This window comes from Rhodococcus sp. KRD162 (assembly GCF_017168335.1).
Lineage (GTDB): Bacteria > Actinomycetota > Actinomycetes > Mycobacteriales > Mycobacteriaceae > Rhodococcoides.
This window is the reverse complement of record NZ_JABFAU010000005.1, coordinates 172,284-191,276: the sequence shown is the minus strand read 5'-3', so window position 1 is coordinate 191,276 and position 18,993 is coordinate 172,284. Positions and strand designations below refer to the sequence as shown.

The 18,993-nt window shown below is 64.7% G+C and carries 19 protein-coding genes and 1 tRNA gene; 12 read left to right on the top strand and 8 right to left on the bottom strand.

What is annotated here, in order from left to right:
* Positions 1-33 precede the first annotated feature (33 nt).
* Positions 34-105, top strand: a tRNA-Val gene (locus tag J1M87_RS09240).
* Between the two features lie 37 nt (positions 106-142).
* On the opposite strand, the gene J1M87_RS09235 is transcribed toward J1M87_RS09240, so the two are convergent.
* A complete protein-coding gene (locus J1M87_RS09235) occupies positions 143-799 on the bottom strand; it encodes a TetR/AcrR family transcriptional regulator (protein ID WP_206489259.1) in 657 nt (218 codons plus the stop codon).
* A 92-nt stretch (positions 800-891) separates the two neighbouring features.
* On the opposite strand from J1M87_RS09235, the gene J1M87_RS09230 reads away from it, so the two are divergent.
* On the top strand, positions 892-2,295 hold the full coding sequence (locus J1M87_RS09230; RefSeq protein WP_206489258.1) for a DUF1254 domain-containing protein: 1,404 nt from the start codon (positions 892-894) through the stop codon (positions 2,293-2,295).
* 132 nt (positions 2,296-2,427) lie between these two features.
* Positions 2,428-3,078 carry a nitroreductase gene (locus J1M87_RS09225; RefSeq protein ID WP_206489624.1) on the top strand — a complete coding sequence of 217 codons (651 nt, stop codon included), beginning with the start codon at positions 2,428-2,430 and terminating at the stop codon, positions 3,076-3,078.
* Between the two features lie 12 nt (positions 3,079-3,090).
* On the opposite strand, the gene J1M87_RS09220 is transcribed toward J1M87_RS09225, so the two are convergent.
* Together J1M87_RS09220 and J1M87_RS09215 are read right to left on the bottom strand one after the other, a co-directional pair.
* Positions 3,091-4,032, bottom strand: coding sequence for an NAD(P)/FAD-dependent oxidoreductase (locus J1M87_RS09220; protein WP_206489257.1), 942 nt, complete (start codon positions 4,030-4,032; stop codon positions 3,091-3,093).
* Positions 4,033-4,054: 22 nt separating this feature from the next.
* Positions 4,055-4,642 carry an ASCH domain-containing protein gene (locus J1M87_RS09215; RefSeq protein ID WP_206489256.1) on the bottom strand — a complete coding sequence of 196 codons (588 nt, stop codon included), beginning with the start codon at positions 4,640-4,642 and terminating at the stop codon, positions 4,055-4,057.
* 128 nt (positions 4,643-4,770) lie between these two features.
* Here J1M87_RS09215 and J1M87_RS09210 point away from each other — a divergent pair, with 128 nt between their 5' ends.
* A complete protein-coding gene (locus J1M87_RS09210) occupies positions 4,771-6,180 on the top strand; it encodes an amino acid permease (RefSeq protein WP_206489255.1) in 1,410 nt (469 codons plus the stop codon).
* Here the strand turns inward: J1M87_RS09210 and J1M87_RS09205 are convergent.
* Both J1M87_RS09205 and J1M87_RS09200 read right to left on the bottom strand, forming a co-directional pair.
* On the bottom strand, positions 6,177-7,343 hold the full coding sequence (locus tag J1M87_RS09205; protein ID WP_206489254.1) for an iron-containing alcohol dehydrogenase: 1,167 nt from the start codon (positions 7,341-7,343) through the stop codon (positions 6,177-6,179). The two genes, J1M87_RS09210 and J1M87_RS09205, sit on opposite strands and share 4 nt — an antisense overlap.
* A 26-nt stretch (positions 7,344-7,369) precedes the next feature.
* Positions 7,370-8,839 carry a CoA-acylating methylmalonate-semialdehyde dehydrogenase gene (locus tag J1M87_RS09200; protein ID WP_206489623.1) on the bottom strand — a complete coding sequence of 490 codons (1,470 nt, stop codon included), beginning with the start codon at positions 8,837-8,839 and terminating at the stop codon, positions 7,370-7,372.
* A gap of 136 nt (positions 8,840-8,975) precedes the next feature.
* On the opposite strand from J1M87_RS09200, the gene J1M87_RS09195 reads away from it, so the two are divergent.
* From J1M87_RS09195 to J1M87_RS09190, 3 genes are all read left to right on the top strand, one after another.
* Positions 8,976-9,872 carry a LysR family transcriptional regulator gene (locus J1M87_RS09195; protein ID WP_206489253.1) on the top strand — a complete coding sequence of 299 codons (897 nt, stop codon included), beginning with the start codon at positions 8,976-8,978 and terminating at the stop codon, positions 9,870-9,872.
* 190 nt (positions 9,873-10,062) lie between these two features.
* Positions 10,063-10,188, top strand: coding sequence for a hypothetical protein (locus tag J1M87_RS28980; protein ID WP_274610869.1), 126 nt, complete (start codon positions 10,063-10,065; stop codon positions 10,186-10,188).
* A 46-nt stretch (positions 10,189-10,234) separates the two neighbouring features.
* Positions 10,235-11,203: a cobalamin biosynthesis protein gene (locus tag J1M87_RS09190; RefSeq protein ID WP_206489252.1), complete on the top strand. Its 969-nt coding sequence runs from the start codon at positions 10,235-10,237 to the stop codon at positions 11,201-11,203.
* On the opposite strand, the gene J1M87_RS09185 is transcribed toward J1M87_RS09190, so the two are convergent.
* Genes J1M87_RS09185 through J1M87_RS09175 form a run of 3 tightly spaced genes read right to left on the bottom strand, consistent with a single transcriptional unit; the run spans position 11,144 to position 13,251 of the window.
* A complete protein-coding gene (locus J1M87_RS09185; protein WP_206489251.1) occupies positions 11,144-12,064 on the bottom strand; it encodes an SURF1 family protein in 921 nt (306 codons plus the stop codon). The two genes, J1M87_RS09190 and J1M87_RS09185, sit on opposite strands and share 60 nt — an antisense overlap.
* Before the next feature lie 18 nt (positions 12,065-12,082).
* Positions 12,083-12,556, bottom strand: coding sequence for a low molecular weight protein-tyrosine-phosphatase (locus tag J1M87_RS09180; protein ID WP_206489250.1), 474 nt, complete (start codon positions 12,554-12,556; stop codon positions 12,083-12,085).
* A complete protein-coding gene (locus J1M87_RS09175; RefSeq protein WP_206489249.1) occupies positions 12,553-13,251 on the bottom strand; it encodes an HAD-IA family hydrolase in 699 nt (232 codons plus the stop codon). The genes J1M87_RS09180 and J1M87_RS09175 overlap by 4 nt, the downstream gene beginning before the upstream one ends.
* A 42-nt stretch (positions 13,252-13,293) precedes the next feature.
* Between J1M87_RS09175 and cobC the strand changes: the two genes are divergently transcribed.
* The 5 genes from cobC (at position 13,294) to J1M87_RS09150 (ending at position 18,937) form a co-directional block, all read left to right on the top strand.
* Positions 13,294-14,379 (top strand): Rv2231c family pyridoxal phosphate-dependent protein CobC, encoded by a 1,086-nt coding sequence (gene cobC, locus J1M87_RS09170; protein WP_206489248.1) that lies wholly within the window; start codon positions 13,294-13,296, stop codon positions 14,377-14,379.
* Between the two features lie 14 nt (positions 14,380-14,393).
* Positions 14,394-15,515, top strand: coding sequence for a Nif3-like dinuclear metal center hexameric protein (locus tag J1M87_RS09165; protein WP_206489247.1), 1,122 nt, complete (start codon positions 14,394-14,396; stop codon positions 15,513-15,515).
* A gap of 106 nt (positions 15,516-15,621) precedes the next feature.
* Positions 15,622-16,359, top strand: coding sequence for a zinc ribbon domain-containing protein (locus J1M87_RS09160; protein ID WP_206489246.1), 738 nt, complete (start codon positions 15,622-15,624; stop codon positions 16,357-16,359).
* A 5-nt stretch (positions 16,360-16,364) separates the two neighbouring features.
* The gene (locus tag J1M87_RS09155) at positions 16,365-17,486 is read left to right on the top strand and encodes a bifunctional RNase H/acid phosphatase (protein ID WP_206489245.1); all 1,122 of its coding nucleotides are present in this window, start codon (positions 16,365-16,367) and stop codon (positions 17,484-17,486) included.
* A gap of 164 nt (positions 17,487-17,650) precedes the next feature.
* Complete coding sequence (locus J1M87_RS09150) at positions 17,651-18,937, top strand: lipase family protein (protein WP_206489244.1); 1,287 nt, start codon at positions 17,651-17,653, stop codon at positions 18,935-18,937.
* Positions 18,938-18,993: the final 56 nt, after the last annotated feature.

Here is an 18,993-nt window from a genome sequence, read left to right as displayed (position 1 = left end):
TGGCCCGGGGTTCTCCCCAGGCCACCGGTACTCGGGCGTATAGCTCAGCGGTAGAGCTCTGGTTTTACACACCAGCGGTCGGGGGTTCGAACCCCTCTGCGCCCACCGTCTTCACCCGCGTCGAAACACGACGTTCTGGTCGCTACATCTCGCGGCCGAGCAGCAACAGCAGCAGTACTCTGCGAAGGTCCGCGTGAATCTCGGGCAGGCGGTCTATGCGGCCTGCGCGTACCTCGCGCGCAACGAGTTCAGTAGCGACCGCCGCAGCGGCAGTAGCGTCTATCTCGGCCGGAGCCCCGTCGATGCCTGCTCGAGCCCGCAGCAACGTCCCGATTCCGCGCAGCGTCTGCGCGAACAATGCGGCCCGTGAGTCGCGTGAAGCGTATGCACGATCGCCCACGGTGAGGATCTCCACGAAGAACGCGCGCGAGCCGCCGGGCCGCTCCATCCACCACCGAAGATAACGATGAAGTCCGGCATCGAAAGCGGCGAACATGTCCTCGGCTCCGGACATCTCGCGGGCGGCGTCGCTCAGCTCTTCTCGTAGTGCGTCGCCGTGCTGCTCGCACAGGGCGATGAAACACTCGGCTTTGTCGGAGAACAGGGCATAGAACGCGCGATCGGTCACCCGCGCTCTGCGGGCCACTTTGGGGACGCTTGCTTTCGAGTAGCCGACCTCGTCGACCAGGTCTTCCATCGCTTGTAGCAACCGGGCGCGCTGCGAGGCCCTGACTTCCTCGGCCCCGAGTTTGTGTCGTCCACGAGGGAGTGGAGTGGCACCGGTGTTCGTGTCCGGCATCAGTACCTCCTCACCGTTGTGTGTCGTGTGCTCCTCATCCAATCATCCGGCCCTGCTTCCCTTTGGACATGCATGCGTGTTTAATGTGGCGCATGACGAAACGCCATATCCTCCGTCTCGCGACGCGGATCGGTCTTGCAACGCTGGTGGTAGTGATCGCTGCCGGAACGGCGAGTGCGGTCGGACCCGCTCCGGGACCGGTTCAAGCAGCTGCCCTGGGGGCGCGAGCGTTCATCTACGGCAACCCGCTGTTGGAATTGCTGCGCGTGCGTGACACGGCCACCAGTGTTCCGTGTCCGGATGACCGCGGCCTCGCTCCGGTGAACGCGATCTCCTCGCGCCCAGCCTTCATCACGCCGGACGAGAAGCTCGTGGTCGCCCCGAACGTCGACACGCTGTATTCCATGGCGCATCTGGATCTGAGCGAGGGTCCGGTGGTGCTGTCGCATCCGGACATGGGAGACCGATATTTCAACTTTCAGCTCATGGACTCGTACACGAACGTGGTCGGATACGTGGGCTCTCGCACCACTGGCTCGGATGCCGGAAAATTCGCGATCACCTGGTCCGGGGCACCTGGCCCTGAAGTCCCCGGTGCCACCACGATCACCGTGTCGGACAGCAGGATCTGGTTGCTCGGACGCACACTCGCCGGCGACGAAGCCGACCGAGCCGATGCATTCGCGTTGATGAGCCAGTACTCGGTCACACCACCCGCGGGTCCGCAGACATTCACCGACTGCGCGCCCTTCGTCCCCGTGGAGCCGCCGAAGCCGGAGGGAACCGCGCTGCTCGACGCCATCAGCGCGGCCATGGAACAGAATCCGCCTCCGATTCGCGACGCGGCCGAGCTTGCCGAACTCGCGCGCATCGGCGTCGGACCCGGACTGCGCGTTGCCGATGCGGGCCTGAGTCCGGTCGCATTCCGCGCACTCGATCGAGCCGTACGTGCTGCCGAGTCCTCCTTGCCGGCTGTAGTGAGCGGCTCGCAGTATGCGGGTGCACTCCGCAACCAAGGGTGGTCGTCACCGCCGGACACCATCGGTGACTACGGAACCGATTACACCACCAGGGCGGGCGTGGCCGAGATCGGACTCGGAGCCAACACCCCAGAGGAAGCTGCATACGTCACCGCGTTGCTGGACCGAAATGGCCTGCCGCTCAACGGGGCAAACAGCTATCGACTGCATTTCCCGCCCGGTGAGCAACCGCCCGCCGACGCGTTCTTCTCCATCACGGTCTACGACGGGGACGGATTTCTGCCGCCCGTCCCCGGGGATCGCCACAGCATCAGCGACAGCAGGCCCGGCCTGGTCTATCAGCCGGACGGCTCACTGGACTTGATCTTGTCGCGGGACGATCCCGGAGTGCCCGGTGCGAACTGGCTTCCGCTGCCCGACGGCCCTTTTCGCGTATACCTCCGGATGTACGTTCCAAAGTCGGCTGTGCTCGACGGCAGTTGGTCACCGCTTGGAATCGAACGGTGGAACCGCTAGCTTCCGGCAAGAGGTCGCCCCAGGCCGTCGACGCTGTACGCAGCGGGTAGTCGATCCACCGGTGTTAGATTCGCGTGCGAAAAGAGTTCCTGACGGCTCGAGGTGGATCTGGTGACCGAGTTCGACTCCCTGATGACTGTGCTCGACGAGCGATACTCCTGTCGGCAGTTCCTGCCGAAGCAAGTCTCGAGGGAAGTGCTCGAGCACTTGTTGGCGGCCGCTCAACGCACTCCGTCCTGGTCCAACACCCAGTCGTGGCAGATCATCGTGACCGAAGGCGATGCCACCAGGAGGTTCTCCGAAGCATTGGTGAAGCACGTGGCATCCAGCGTCCCGCAACCGGACTTTCCGTTCCCGGCCAACTACAACGCCCTGCACCGCGCACGACGGCGGGAATGCGGCGGTGCACTCTACGAGAGCATCGGAGTGGTCAAGTCCGACACCGAGGCGACGACCCGTCAGTTCATTCGCAATTACGAGCTGTTCGACGCCCCGCACGCAGCCATCATCACCACCGACGCCGATCTCGGTGTGTACGGGGCGGTCGACTGCGGGTTGTATCTGCAGACCTTCCTGCTGGCCGCCCACAGCCTCGGTCTCGGAGCGATCGCGCAGGCCGCACTCGCTGCCTACTCGTCATTCGTGCACGAGTGGTTCGACATTCCGGACGATCGGCGCGTGGTGGCGGGCATCTCGTTCGGCTACCCGGACGAGACACACCCCATCAACGGTTTTCGCACCAGCCGAGCGCCTTTGGGCGAGACGGTGAGATTTGTCAGCTGAGCACGTCCGGCGTCAGTTGCCCAGTCTCAGAATCAGTTCTCTGCCCACGTCCGTTCCCGAACGCCATGCGCTCTCCACCCTGGGCACACCGGAGTCACACCACTGATCGCCCGCGAGACCGACGAAGCGTCCGTCCTGTTGTTCGAGCGCGAAGTTGGAATCGTGTTGCGCTGCAGGCTTGGCGAACGTCCATCGATGGGCGTGCGTCCAGGTGGGCTGCGTCGTGATCACCGACAACTCGCGTAGGGCATCGAGAACCGAGCCGATCGCGCCATCGGGTTCGTCGAGGTGCTGCTGCGCTCGCTCCGACGTGGTGTGCGCCACCAGAACCGGAGCGCCGTCTGCGCGGCGTGCACCGTCGTCGACGACGAAATCGATATCGGGATGATCGTTGACGAATGCCGCGTCCCTGAAGGGGATGTCGAGCCCGTCGAACCCGCACGCCACCGCGATGACCGCGTCGTAGTCGACCGCGTCGGGGACCGAGGTCAGTCGCGCCGCCTGCGGATCGGGCATTGCCACCACCACGTGGCCGTCCGGCAAGTCGGTGAGTTCGGTCGAATCCTGGATCTCGAAGCCTTCCACCATGTTTCGTACCAGCGATCGAAGCCCCGCCGGGGTGGCCCAGCGGACCGGGCCGGTGGTGGTGCACGGGACCGTCTCGGGCTTGAGGATGCCGAATGTGTTGGCCCACTGGCGTGCCAGACCTTTCGACTCCCAATCGGCCACGACCGTCGTGAACTCCTGATCTCGAACAGTGAAGTAGCCCGCACCGAGATCGACGCGACGCCCGTGCAACTCCGGTGAGCTCATCCGACCACCGGGAGCGCGACCTCGATCGACGATGCGGAAGGGCACACCGGCGTGGTGGAGAACCTGGGCACACGCTGCGCCCGCCATACCGGCACCGACGATGGTGACCGAATCGCTGAGGGATCCCGAATCGGAGGTCATCGGTCCAGTATGCCGGGCCGAGTCAGTCGGAGGGGGGATCGGTGCGGTGAAGGTAGGTGGCACCCCTCGGTGAGATTCGGTACCCGGTGTCGAGGCTGATCGTCAGCCCCAGATTCTTCAGCCGGCGTACTCGGGCCTTGAACGTCTTGGTGTCGAGGCCGCTGCGCTCGGCGAGGTCTGCAGCGCGACGCCCCGGCTCGGCGGCGATTGCCATCAACGTGTTTCTGGTCCATGGGCTGCCGGATCGTGAATCCATCCGCGTCAGCGTTGCGCTGAGGGTGTGGAGGGCGTCGTCGTCGAGGGCATCGTCGGCAGCGAGGGCGTCGCGCGGATCTGCGCCGACGTAGGACACCTCGATGACGAAGGTGGGATTGGAGGCGGGGCCGAAGAACGACTTCTCGAGCTGCGCACGAGTGCCCTCACCGGCCGCCCTCGCGTCTGCGTCGGTGACCTCGGCTGGATCTATCTCGCGGACCGAGTCGATACGAATCATTCCCGACGGCGAACGGAGTACGGAACCGGCTGTTGCCTTCGGACTCGACCATCGTCGATACACGCGTCGAACGGAGCCGTCCGCGATGGCTCTGGCAACGGCGACGGTGAAGATCATGAGCCTGCGTCCACGGATCAGACGATATCAACTCCGCGGCCTTGTGCACGGAAAGTTCTGTACCACAGGTCGTCTGGACAATTCGGTCAAGACCCGCGGGGACTTCGGACATGTGGTCGACTATTGGTATGTCAATTACGGACAAGCCGGAAACCGGTGAACAAGGACTCGGCACCAGTCTCAAACCACGCCACGTGACGATGATATCGATAGCAGGCGTCATCGGGGCCGGACTGTTCGTGGGCTCTGCCAACGCCATCGCCACCGCAGGACCGGCCGTGCTGCTGTCTTACCTGTTTGCGGGCATCCTGGTCATCCTGGTGATGCGCATGTTGGGGGAGATGGCGACCGCCAACCCCGATACGGGGTCGTTCTCGACCTACGCAACGCGGGCACTGGGCCACTGGGCCGGGTTCTCGGTGGGATGGCTCTACTGGTGGTTCTGGGTGCTGGTCATCCCGGTCGAAGCCACCGCAGCGGCAGCCATTCTCACCAACTGGCTCGGTGGAGCGCAATGGATGTGGGCGCTGATCATCGTCGTCGCGCTCACCGCGACCAACCTGATCAGCGTCGGCAACTACGGAGAATTCGAATTCTGGTTCGCGCTGGTGAAAGTGGTGGCCATCGTCGCCTTCATCGGGCTCGGCATCGCCGCCATCCTGGGATGGCTACCCCGTTCCGAAGTCTCTGGCGTGGACCAACTCTGGGCCTCCGGCGGATTCATGCCCCTCGGATTCGGTGCCGTGATCGCGGCCATGCTGACGACGATGTTCTCGTTCATGGGCTCGGAGATCGTCACCATCGCCGCGGCCGAATCCAAGGACCCGGCAAAAGGAATCACCCGCGCAACGAATTCGGTGATCTGGCGAATCTCGATCTTCTACTTCGGATCGATCTTCATCATCGTCGCACTGGTGCCGTGGAACGAACTCGATCCTGCGACCGGTTCGTATCAGTACGTGTTGTCCAAGATGGGAATTCCGCACGCCGACACGATCATGGACATCGTCATCCTGACCGCCGTCGCGTCGTGCTTGAATTCTGCACTCTACACAGCGTCGCGCATGCTGTATTCCCTCGGCGATCGAGGCGACGCGCCGCGCGCAGTCAAGAAAATCACCTCCAACGGAGTGCCGTGGATCGCGGTGATCGCATCGATGGTGCTCGGCTTCCTCGCCGTCGTCGGCAACTACATCCTGCCCGAGAAGCTGTTCACCTACCTGCTGGCGACCACCGGAGCGGTCGCCCTGTTCGTCTACCTCGCCATCGCCAGTAGCCAGTTGGTGCTGCGCCGTCACCTCGATCGCGACGGTGAACGCCCCGCGGTCCTGATGTGGCTGTACCCGTGGCTGACGTATCTGGCGATCGGGTTCATCGTATTCGTCCTGGTGATGATGGTGATACGTCCGGAGCAGCGATCCGCTATCGCACTGTCGGCTGTGCTTGCGGCGATCACCGTGATCGGCGGAATACTGGTGCAACGCCGAAATGCGCGGAAAGGCAGTGAAGTTCCCGCGCATTTCGGTGAGTTCGACTAGCGACCCGCGTACACCTGCCGGTACAGATCGATGATCTGTTCGGCAGTGGGGACGACCGGATTGTTGCCCGGGCTGCCCGACGCCAGGGCTTGCTCGGCCATCAGCGGCAGCAGCTCGTCCCACTTCGCTTTGTCGATGCCGAACGTCTCGGGCGTCGGAACCTCGACCTCACGGCACAGTGTGACGATCGCGTCTTGCAACTTGCCGCCGGCAACCCGATCCGAATCGCTTTCCGAGGCCGCACCGAGTGCACGGGCGCAATCGGCATAGCGACCTTCCGCTCCCACGATCGAGAACGCCGTAACGGCAGGCAGGAGCATCGCATTCGACAAGCCGTGCGCCACATGGAAGTGTGCGCCGATCGGGCGGCTCATCCCGTGCACCAAACAGACGCTGGCATTGGAGAACGCCATGCCGGCTTGCGTGGAGGCGTGCATCATCGCCTCCCTCGCCTGCCGGTCGTCACCGTCCCGGTAAGCACGAAGCAGTGACGTACCGATCGTACGAATCGCGCTGAGCGCCAAACCGTCGGAAATGGGGTTGGCTTTTTTGCTGACGTACGCCTCGATGGCGTGTGTGAGTGCATCGACGCCGGTATCGGCCGTCAAGCGCGCCGGCATCGACATGGTCAACTCGAAGTCGATGATGGATGCGATCGGCAGAAAGGACAGGCCGGGGCACAACATCTTCTCGTCCGAGGCTACATCGGTGATGATGGTGAACTGAGTTGCCTCCGAACCACTTCCGGCTGTGGTGGGAATGGCGATGATCGGTAGGGCCGGGCCGGTCGAGACGACGGGAGCCTTGAAATCCCGCATCGTGCCGCCCTGCACCGCGAGGATCGCCAGCGCCTTCGCCGTGTCCATCGGACTGCCTCCGCCGAACCCGATGATCGAATCGGCCGAATGCTGCCGCACCGCATCGAGACCGGCGACGAGGGAATCCGTCGTCGGATCCGGGACGGTGCCGGAGAACAAAGCGGGTGTCTTTCCGGCCTCGGTCATGACGGTCATCAGGCGATCGGCGGACCCGTTTCCGGCCAAGAAAGCGTCGGTGACCAGCAACGGCCGTGAGACATTCAAGTCGGTCAGAACAGTCCCCAGCTCCGCGACTGCGCCTCCGCCGAGTTTGAGGAACCGAGGAAACGAAATATTGGCAACCATGGTGTGCTCCAGCTCTTTTTCGGGGGTCAGCTGTTTTCGGGGAAGCCGAGGTTGATGCCGCCGTGGCTGGGGTCGAGCCAGCGGCTGGTGACAGCTTTGCCTCGGGTGAAGAAATGGACGCCCTCGGTGCCGTGGGCGTGACTGTCTCCGAAGAGGGAGTTCTTCCAACCGCCGAAGCTGTAGTACGCCATGGGAACCGGGATGGGCACGTTGATGCCGACCATGCCGACCTCCACCTCGTTCTGGAAGCGTCGTGCCGCACCGCCGTCGTTGGTGAAGATGGCGGTGCCGTTGCCGTAAGGATTGTCGTTGATCAGCGCGAGTGCGTCGTCGTAGGTGTCGACGCGGACGACCGAGAGAACAGGTCCGAAGATTTCGTCGGTGTAGACGCTCATCTCGGGGGTGACGTGGTCGATGAGAGTGGGACCCAGCCAGAAGCCGTTCTCCCCGCCGTCGGCCTGCACCGCGCGCCCGTCGACGACCAGGCTGGCACCGGCGGCTTCGCCCGCGTCGACATAGGAGGCGACCTTGTCTCGGTGCGCCTTCGTCACCAGCGGGCCCATGTCCGCATTACGGGTTCCGTCGCCGGTGACCAGCGGCCTGGTGCGTTCGGCGATCTTGGCGACGAGTTCGTCGGCGATGGGACCGACAGCGACGAGGGCGGAGATGGCCATGCATCGTTCGCCCGCAGAGCCGAAGCCGGCGTTGACCATGGCATCGGCAGCCAGGTCGAGATCTGCATCGGGGAGTACGACGGCATGGTTCTTGGCTCCGCCGAGAGCTTGGACACGCTTTCCGTGAGCGGTACCCGTGGCGTACACGTATTGCGCGATGGGGGTCGAACCGACGAAGGAAACCGATTTGATCTTCTTGTTCTCGAGCAACTCGTCCACGGCCAGTTTGTCACCCTGCAGAACGTTGAACACGCCGTCGGGCAGGCCCGCTTCCTTCCACAGCTCGGCCAACCAGATGCTGGCGCTCGGATCCTTTTCGGAGGGTTTGAGGACGACGGTGTTGCCTGTTGCGATGGCAACGGGGAAGAACCACATCGGGACCATGGCGGGAAAGTTGAAGGGCGAGATGATCGCCACCGGCCCGAGCGGCTGACGGATCGAATAGACGTCCACGCCGGTCGAGGCGTTTTCAGTGTATCCGCCTTTGAGGAGATGGGCTATGCCGCAGGCGAATTCGACGACCTCCTGTCCGCGGGAGATCTCGCCGAGGGAATCGGAGAGCACTTTGCCGTGCTCGGCGGTGATGATGTCCGCGAGCTCGTTCTTTCGTGCGTTCAGCAGTTCTCGAAATGCGAACAGGACAGAGGTTCTCTTGGCAAGTGAGGTATCGCGCCAGGCCGGGAACGCGGCAGCGGCCGCGTCGATGACCGCGCGGGCGTCGTCGGTGTCGGCAAGTGCGAGGCTCCCGGTGATCTCACCGGTCGCGGGGTTGGTGACGGGGGAGGTCCGGTCGGACTTGCCGGAGTAGTGCTTTCCATCCATCCAGTGCGCGATGACGTCGGTCAACGTTCGATCCTTTCCATCGGTGTGTCTCGAGTCTCACTGTTAACGATGCACGAGTCAAAGGCCAAATACGCAGAACGCCGTGCATAAATGCACAGGAGGATAGGCTGGGTGAGTGTTCAACCCAGACCACCTTCGCTACTTTCTCGAAGTGTCCAGGACAGGACGGTTGACCGATGCTTCGCGCACACTCGGCGTGGACCACACCACCGTCGGCCGACGCATCACCGCGCTCGAAAAGTCGGCCGGGCAGCGACTTTTCGACAGGACCCCCGCAGGATGGCGATTGACCGAGGCAGGTCGACGGCTGGTCGGTTATGCCGAGACCGTGGAGTCGACGCTCATCGCTGCCTTCGAGGACCAGACCTCCGACACCGGTTCGCTACGCGGCACCGTCCGCATCGCAGCCCCGGATGGATTCGGGGCCTTCGTGCTGACACCCGAACTGGGAGTGCTCCGGGACAGGCATCCGGATCTCGATATCGAGTTGGTCACCGCCACCGAGCACAATTCTCTGGCCACCCGAGAGTTCGATATTGCGATCACACTGGAACGGCCGTCGCCGAGATTCGTGGTGACTCGCAGGTTGGCGACCTATTCGCTCCAACTCTTCGCCACCGAGGCCTACCTGGCCGCAAGACCGCCCATTCGCACCGTCGAAGACCTGCGCGAACACACCCTCATCTCCTACGTCGACGCGCTACTCGACGTTGCACCACTTCGTATCCTGGACGCGATCCTGCCCGAGGGGCGCGCCCGAATACAGACCAACAACATCACCGGTCAGTGGATCGCCGCGAGGTCCGGTGTGGGAATCGCCCCCTTACCCAGCTATATCGGCGAGCCCGACGCAGCGCTGACAGCGGTGTTGCCCGGCGTCGTCTCGGTCGAGCGCACGTACTGGACGGTGGTGCCGCGAGAGTTGACCGGCTTGGCCAGGGTGAAGGCCGTCGACGAATTCCTTCGATCCGTCGTGATCGAGGAACAGCATTTGTTTTCTGCGCAGCAGTGAGGGCAGGGCGAGCTCACAGAGCGAGAGTGCCAGTGGCCGTTGAATTTTGGACCTCCGAATGAGACGTGGGTCTCGTGATGACGGACACACGTGACGGCCGCCTCAAATCCGTAGGAATCGGCCTACCGACCGGTAACAATCGTGTACCGGCAGTCCGCAACGCGGATCCACACCAGATTCTGGGGGAATCATGACAATGTTCGTAATGGCAGCCGTCGGCTTCGTTGGAATGGCAATCGCACTGCTCGACGACGGAAGCGACATCGACTTCCGCAACCGTCAACTCGCAGGTGCCTATCGCCGACGCTGGGCCTGACACACCGAGTTTCTGCACCGGATGCGCAGTTGGCAAGATTCGACGGATGTGGACGTACCCCCGCGCGATCGGCTTACTGGCCGGCTACGGCCTCGATCGAATGTTCGCAGACCCACGGCGCTGGCATCCGGTCGCGGGATTCGGCACGACGGCACTGCGCCTCGAACGCATTCTGTACCGTGACAGCACAGCTCTCGGCGTCGTTCATGCCGTGACGCTGATCGGTTCTGCGGCCGCGGTGGGCATCGGCTCGAGCCGAGCGGCGGCTCGATCGACACTGCCCGTCGACACTGTGCTGATCGCAGCCGCAACATGGGCGGCGCTGGGCGGGACATCGCTGTCCAGGGTGGGGCAGCAGATGGCCGATCACCTCGATCGCGAGGATATGGCGAGCGCGCGTGCGCTGCTGCCATCGCTGTGTGGTCGAGATCCGGACTCGCTCGACATCGACGGCCTGGCCCGCGCCGCAGTCGAGTCCATCGCCGAGAACACCTCCGACGCCGCCGGGGGTGTGTTGGTGTGGGGAGCACTGGCCGGTGTCCCGGGAATTCTGGCCTACCGCGCGAGTAACACGCTCGATGCCATGATCGGCTACCGGTCTCCGAAGTACCGACACTTCGGCTGGGCGGCAGCGCGAATCGACGACGTGCTGAACGTGGTGCCGGCCCGAGTGACGGGTCTGGCGACCGTACTGGCAGCGCCGCTGGTGCACGGTTCGCCCAAGCAGGCATGGACGATGTGGCGACGCGACGCGTCACAGCACCCCAGCCCCAACGCAGGTGTCGCCGAAGCCGCGGCCGCCGGGGCGTTGGGCCTGCAGTTGGGAGGCCGAACCAGCTACCGGCACGGAGTCGAGATCAGGCCGACCCTCGGCGACGGATCGCCGCCGACGGCACGCGACCTCCGCCGAGCGGTCGGTCTGTCGATCCGCGTGCAGGAACTCTCCGCCGTCGGGTCAGCGATTCTTGCCGTAGCGATCTGCCAGGCGAGGATCCGACGACACCGCCGTGCGTGACGCTGCCCGTGCCCTCGCTCGCTTCTCACGTCGAGTGGGCAGCGTGAACTCTTCTTCCTCGTCCTCCCGAGCCGTCTGGTCGTCGGCCATCGGTTCTGGTCCGTCGGACATCGCCGCGGCCAACTCGGCCCGAGATGCGCGTCGCTCCCTCAACTCGGCGCGAACGAAGTACGCCAGGCCGAGTGGGGCCATGATCCCGAACGCCAGCCACTGCAGACCGTAGGACAGGTACGGGCCCGCGTCCGTCTGCGGCAGATCGATCAAGCCGAGACCGCCCGGCTGATCGGCATCGAGCTGCAGGTACCCGTCGATGGCGTCGACGCCGACGGCGGTCCCGATCTGCTCGGGATTGATGTTGTAGACCTGCAGCCGGCCGTCCTCCTCGATGGGCTCCCGCGAGGTGCCCTCGGCTTGACGAACCCGCGCGTTCAACGTCACCTCGCCTGTGGGTGGCGCCGCGAAATCGGGTGCACTGGTTCCCTCCACCGGCAACACGTACCCGCGGTTGACGAGCACGGTGGGCCCGCCGTCGATGACGAACGGAGTGATCACCTCGTACGCCGGCTTTTCTCGGATGCTGCGCAGCCGAACCAGCGCGTCGGAATCGGCGACGTAGGAGCCCGTTGCGATGACCCGACGCCATTCGTCGTCGGCTGCGAAACCGTCGGCAGTGAGAACCTCGGAGATCGGAACCGGATCCGCCGCGACCGACCGGGTGATCAGATCGTTGCGTGCAGAGGTCGAAGTGTTCTTCCCCAGCTGCCACGGAGCCAGCACGCTGAAGCACAGGAACGCGAAGGCCAGCGCGACGGCGGCCAGCACCAACCACTTCGGACGCAGCAAGAACCCTAGCTTTTCCACCCCACCACGGTAGCCGGGTCAGCCGGACAGCCGAGACCGCGCCCAATCCAACAGCCCGGGAACTGCGCTTTCGATCTGTTCACGCACCTCGGTGAACGCGGCGTCGGACGAGTAGTACGGATCTGCAACCGACGAGTCCTCGGCATCCGGATCGAACGAGCGCAGCAGCGCCACCCGATCGGCAGGCGCGCCGAGCTGCAGCAGCGCCCGCGCATGCCCGGTATCGAGCGCGACGATCAGATCTGCCGCCAAGTGTTCCGGGCCGACCTGCGCCGCAGCGTGCTCGCTGTCGTAACCGTGCGCATCGAGCTCGGCGACCGTCCGCGGATCCGCGCCGTCACCCACGTGCCAGCCGCCGGTTCCCGCGCTCGATACCCGTACGGCGTCATGCAGGCCGGCATCGCGAAGGTGCCGAGCGAAGACCTTCTCGGCCATCGGCGAGCGGCAGATGTTGCCGGTGCAGACGAATGTCACGTGCAGGGGCTCGTTCACTGCGACACCGCCGCCGTCGTGTTCTGTTCCAACACGGTGGCCAGCTGGTCCATGCTCGTGGCCGTGAACGCAGCGTCCGCGCTCTCTCCGTCGATCCCGTACCCCCACTCCACGTACACCGTCGGAATGCCGAATCGCGCAGCGCCGTGCACATCGTGATCCCGGTCACCGATCATGATCACCCCCGTCGTGCCGCCGTCCGTGTGTTCGACCGGTTCGATGCCGAGATTGGTCAGTGCATGGGCAATGACATCGGACTTCGCTCGGCGGCTCCCGTCGTTGCTGGCACCACCGATGAAGTCGAAGTATCCCGACAATCCGAAGTGATCGAGAATCCGAACGGCGAAGCGCTCGGACTTGGACGTCGCCACGCCCAAGCGCACTCCGCGATCCCGCAATCGGGTCAGTACCGACTCGATGCCTTCGAACGCTGTGTTCTCGGCCCAGCCCCGCTCGTCGTATCGCTGGAAGTACGCCGCCAATGCGCGCTGGGCCGCGTCCTCGTCGAGTCCGAGCCCACGCAAGGTGTCGATCAGCGGCGGCCCGACAACCAACGACAGCTGCTCCTCGGTCGGCTCGGGAGCCTCCACGGACGCCAACGCATGCCTGAAACCGGCATGAATTCCGGGGGCGGAATCGGTCAGAGTCCCATCGAGATCGAACAGGACAACGGATGCGGGGGGAGCGGCATGCATGGTCGGAGCCTATCGCCGACCGCTGCCGCTACGCTTGCCGCGATGAGCGAATCAGCTGCCCGACCCGACGCGCGGCTGCGCCGCAAACCCGATGCGCGGCTGCGCCGCAAACCGGATGAGCTCCTTCGTCACCACGGAGACGTGGAGGTCGATCCCGGATCGGTCGACTTCGCCGTCAACGTTCGCGGCGACGGTCCGCCGGAATGGCTTCGCGAACGGCTCGGTGCTGCGCTGGGTTCGTTGGGCTCGTACCCGACCGCCGCAGCCGAGCTGGCAGCACGAGAGCAGGTTGCTGCCCATCACGGCCGATCGCCGGACGAGGTGTTGTTGCTCAGCGGTGGTGCGGAAGGATTCTCGATGCTGCCTCGCATCGAGCCGCGCCTGGTGGCAACCATCCATCCGTCGTTCACCGAACCCGACTGGGTGCTCGAGCAGACGGGTATCCCGGTGCAGCGAGTGATCCTGCCGCCGCCCTTCGAGTTCGATGCGAGGCTGGTGCCCGACGCCGCCGACATGGTGATCATCGGCAACCCGACCAATCCGACATCCGTACTGCACCCACTGGAGACGATCCTGAGCGTGCGGAGCCCCGGTCGCACAGTGGTGATCGACGAGGCCTTCGCGGACGCCGTGCTCGGCACCGGCGAGTCGGCGGCATCGCAGAGCCTGAACGACGTACTGATCCTGCGGAGCCTGACCAAGACGTGGGCGTTGGCGGGACTTCGGTGCGGCTACGCGCTCGGGCACCCCGACGTCCTCGCGCAACTTCAGCACGGCCGCGCGCACTGGCCGCTCGGGAGCCTGCAGCTCGAAGCGATCCGCGCCTGTACCGAACCGTTCGCGGTGCACCAGGCGCGAGCCGAATCCGAGCGCATCGATCGCGAACGAACCTCGATGATCTCCCGACTGACCGCCATGGGTCTCGACGTCACCGGCCCAGCCAGGGCACCGTTTCTGCTGCTTCGAATCGAGGACGCCGATCTGATACGTGAACGACTGCGCACGAGGGGAATTGCGGTTCGGCGGGGCGACACGTTCCCAGGGCTGGACCGCCACTACCTGCGCGTCGCGGTACGGAACTCGGAGCAGGTCGACATACTGGTGGATGCGTTGAACACCGTTCTGTGAGGAGAGCAGCGAACATGGCAGTGACACTGGCGGAGGTCATCGAGGTTCTCGACGGCGCGTACCCACCGCGGCTCGCCGAGAGCTGGGACTCGGTGGGGCTGGTGTGCGGTGATCCGAAAGCTGTTGTGCAGCAGGTTCTCTACACCGTCGACGTCACAGCTGCGGTGGTCGACGAGGCCATCGCATGGGGTGCCGATCTGATTGTGGCGCACCATCCATTGCTGCTCAAAGGAGTCGATACGGTCGCGGCGGACACCGCCAAGGGCTCGATCGTTCACCGCCTGATCAAAGCCGACTGCGCACTGTTCACCGCCCACACCAACGCCGACTCCGCCGACCCGGGTGTCTCCGACGCACTCGCGTCCGCCCTTGGAGTGATCGACACCAGGCCCCTGGACCCCATCGACGTTCCTGCACACGACAAGTGGGTGGTCTTCGTGCCGACTACCGACACCGCAACGGTGCGGCAGGCCATGTTCGACGCCGGAGCCGGACAGATCGGCGACTACAGCGAAGCGAGCTGGCAGGGGTCGGGTCTCGGCCAGTTCCGCCCCGGAGCGGGTGCCGACCCGACGCTCGGAGTCGTCGGTGAGGTGCACACCGTGCCGGAGGACCGTGTCGAGGTTGTCGCTCCGAAAGCCCAACGTGCTCGGATACTTTCGGCGCTGCGTCACGCGCACCCCTACGAGGAGCCGGCGTTCGACATCTTCGAGACCGCGGCGGTACCGTCGTGCACCGGCTTGGGGCGGATCGGACGGCTACCGACCCCGATGTCACTCGCCGAGTTCACCGACATCGTGCGCGAGGCGTTGCCGACAACCAGTTGGGGTGTGCGAGCGGCGGGAGATCCCGCCGCCACGGTCTCGGTGGTCGCGATGTGTGGGGGAGCGGGAGACTCCTTCCTCTCCGCAGTAGCGCGCACGGATGCCGACGTCTACGTCACCTCGGATCTACGGCACCACCCCGTCGACGAGCACCTACGCGCGGGCGGACCAGCGGTGATCGACACCGCGCACTGGGCCTCGGAGTTTCCGTGGTGCGCACAGGCGCGCGGCATCCTCGACGCAGAGTTCGGAGACACCGACGGGTGGGGCGGCAAGATCACCGAGGTCCGAACCGACCCGTGGACTCTGTGACCGGTGAACCCCTCGACGCGCCTTCGAGTGGATCGGGCTCGGTCACCTCGATGCAGCCGGTAGGGTGATCGTCAATCAACTTCCATAGTCGCAGGAGTCATCAAGCGTGAATGTCGATCCCGAAGTCCAGGCCTCGCTGCTCGAATTGGCCGGTGTGGATACCGAACTCTCGCAGATCGCCCACCGCCGCAAGACCCTTCCCGAGCAGCAGGAAGTGGACAAGCTCGAGACCGAGCGGACCACCCGCAGGGACGCCGCGGTGACGGTGCAGATCTCGATGGACGACCTCGATCGTGATATCCGCAAGCTCGAGGGTGAGGTGGACGCGGTTCGCCAGCGCGAGGCCCGCGACAGGAAGATGCTCGAAAGCGGCACTATCGCACCGAAGCAGATGACCGAGCTGCAGCACGAGCTCGGCAGCCTCGAGCGACGCCAGGGGATCCTCGAGGAGGAACTGCTCGAAGTCATGGAGCAGCGCGAAGCCAGCGAACGAGACTACGAGCACGCCGGTGCGCAGCTGACCCAGATCGAGGACGAGCTCGTCGACGCCGGTCGCCGTCGCGACGACGCGGTCGCGGACCTCGACACCGCCGAGAAGCGCAGCGCCGAACGCCGCGACGCTTTGGCCGCCGGACTGCCCGCGGACCTGCTTGCGCTGTACGAGAAGCAGCGGGGGCTCACCGGCCGCGGTGCAGCATTGCTGCAGGCCCGTCGCTGTGGGGCGTGCCGAATCGAGCTCGATCGAAACGAGATCGCCGGCATTGCCAACAAGCCGGCCGATGCTCTGATTCGGTGCCCCGAGTGCAACGCAATTCTGGTGCGCACCAAGGAATCCGGAATTTGAGTCCGGTGACGAGGGTTGTCGCCGAGGCCGACGGCGGATCGCGTGGGAACCCGGGGCCCGCCGGCTACGGCGCGGTGGTGTTCTCGGCCGATCGCAGTGAGGTCCTGGCCGAGCGGCGATCGGCGCTCGGTATCGCGACCAACAACGTCGCCGAATACAAGGGCCTGATCGCGGCACTGACGGCCGCCGCCGACATCGGTGCCCGCGAGGTCGACGTTCGGATGGATTCCAAGCTCGTCGTCGAGCAGATGTCGGGACGCTGGAAAGTCAAGCACCTGGACATGATTCCGCTGCAGCGAGAGGCAGCCGAACTGGCTCGCCGATTCGATTCCGTCACCTACGAATGGATTCCGCGGGCGAAGAACTCACACGCCGATGCGCTGGCGAACGAAGCGATGGACGCCGCGGCCGAGGGTATCGACCTGGAACCGAAGCCGGATCCGGTCGCGAGTGCGTCTGCTTCCACGACGCAGACGGCGTCTCCGGGGTGGACCGGCGCGATGGGCGAGCCCACCCGCCTGCTGTTGCTGCGTCACGGCCAGACCCCCATGTCGGTCGACCGGCGCTACTCCGGGCGTGGAAATCCGGATCTGACCGAACTGGGCCGACGCCAAGCCGACTCCGCCGCAACGGCTCTCGGTTCGCGAACCGATATCGATGCCATCGTGGCCTCGCCGCTCGCGCGGGCTCAGCAGACCGCCGCAGCGACTGCACGCGCGCTCGGATTGCCCGTCACCACCGTCGATGGCCTCATCGAAACCGACTTCGGTGACTGGGAGGGTCTGACGTTCGCCGAGGCCACAGCGCGCTACCCCGAGCAGCATCAGGCCTGGATGGGTGACACGTCGGTAGTACCGCCGAACGGAGAGAGCTTCGACACCGTGCGCACGCGCATCGAAGCAACCCGCGATCAGCTGATCACCGAGTACGCCGGAAAGACCGTTCTGGTGGTCACCCACGTGACCCCGATCAAACTGCTGCTGCAACTCGCGCTCGACGTCGGCCCGTCGCTGCTGTATCGACTGCACCTCGACCTGGCGTCGCTGAGCATCGCCGAGTTCTACCCCGACGGCGGGGCATCGGTGCGACTGGTGAACGACACCGCGCACCTGGCTCGGCTGGCCTGACACTTCGGATGTGTGGAGTCGCGGCAGAGAAAACGTTCTCGGGTTCGTACGTCCTCGGTGAGATTTCGTCCCCATTCGATGATCGAGACCAGTAGTCTTCCCTTCACTGCAGATCCGTCCGACGTCGCCGAATCCGCGCGGACATCACACGAGTAGGCACATCGATGCACACAAGATCGATCAACCGCCGCATCGCCGCATTGGCTGTCCTGACAGTCCTCGGCATTGCCGCCACGTCCACCGGAACGGTGTCCGCACAGCCGGCCGGTTCTGTCCCAGCACAACCCGTTCCTTCGGCCGATCCGTTCTACGACTGGAACGAACCGCTCGACGGCACTGCACCAGGGGATGTTCTGCGGACCCGGCCCATGGCCTACGGCGCAGCGAACGTGAGCACACCCATCACCTCGACACAGGTGCTGTATCGCACGACAAACCAACAGGGTGCCGCGGTCACGACGGTGGCCACAGTGCTCCGGCCGCTCATTCCCGGCCCGACGAAACTGATCTCCTTCCACACCGCCTACGACGGTCTCGGGTCCGAGTGCGATCCGTCGTACACCCTCAGCGGCCACGGAAACAGTCAATCAGCCACCGTCGAACAAGCAGTGATCACCGGCTACATGGCTGCCGGTTACACCGTCGTCGTCCCCGACTACGAGGGCGAGGAACTGGAGTGGACCATCGGTCGCCAGTCCGCCTATGCAGCACTGGACGGGATCCGCGCCGCAGAAAGAGTGCTGGGCCTGCCATCGACGACACCGGTCGGTCTCATCGGGTACTCGGGCGGATCCGTACCCACGCAGTGGGGTGCCGAGGTGGCACCGCGATACGCGCCCGAATTGAACATCGTCGGTGCCGCCGCGGGCGGATTACCAGTCGACCTCGCACACAATCTTCCCTATGTCAGCGGGTCCACGGATTGGGCCGGGGTCATCCCCGCGTTGATCGTGGCGTATCAACGTACCTACGGTCTCGACACCGACGCATTCTTGTCGGACAAGGGCAAGCAGATCGTGAACGCCGTGCAATACGACTGCATCGCCGGCTTCGCGTCCGACTATCCGGGCTTGACCGACACCGAGATGCTGCAGCCTCCTTACACCTCCTTACTCGACATTCCCGAGGTCGTCGAAGCGATCGACGACAACATCATGGGCAGCGCAGGAACACCACGCGTGCCCGTCCTCCTCGCGGTCGGAGATCTGGACGGGATCGGGGATTCGGTCATGATCACCGCTGACGTCGAGGGGTTGGCCAGAGAGTACTGCGACCGCGGCGTCGCGGTCACCTACGCTCGATACGACGGCCTGAGTCATTCGCAGGCGTTCGTCCCGTTCCAGGCGCAAGCAGCGCAGTTTCTCGCCGAACGCTTCGCCGGGGCCGCACCCACGAACAACTGCTCAGTCGTGGGACCCGGCAACGACCTTTCCCCGACGCCGATCCCGTGATCGGTTGATCCGCCCGCGTCGACTCGATCAGCGCCGTCGTTCATCGGGGGACGGCA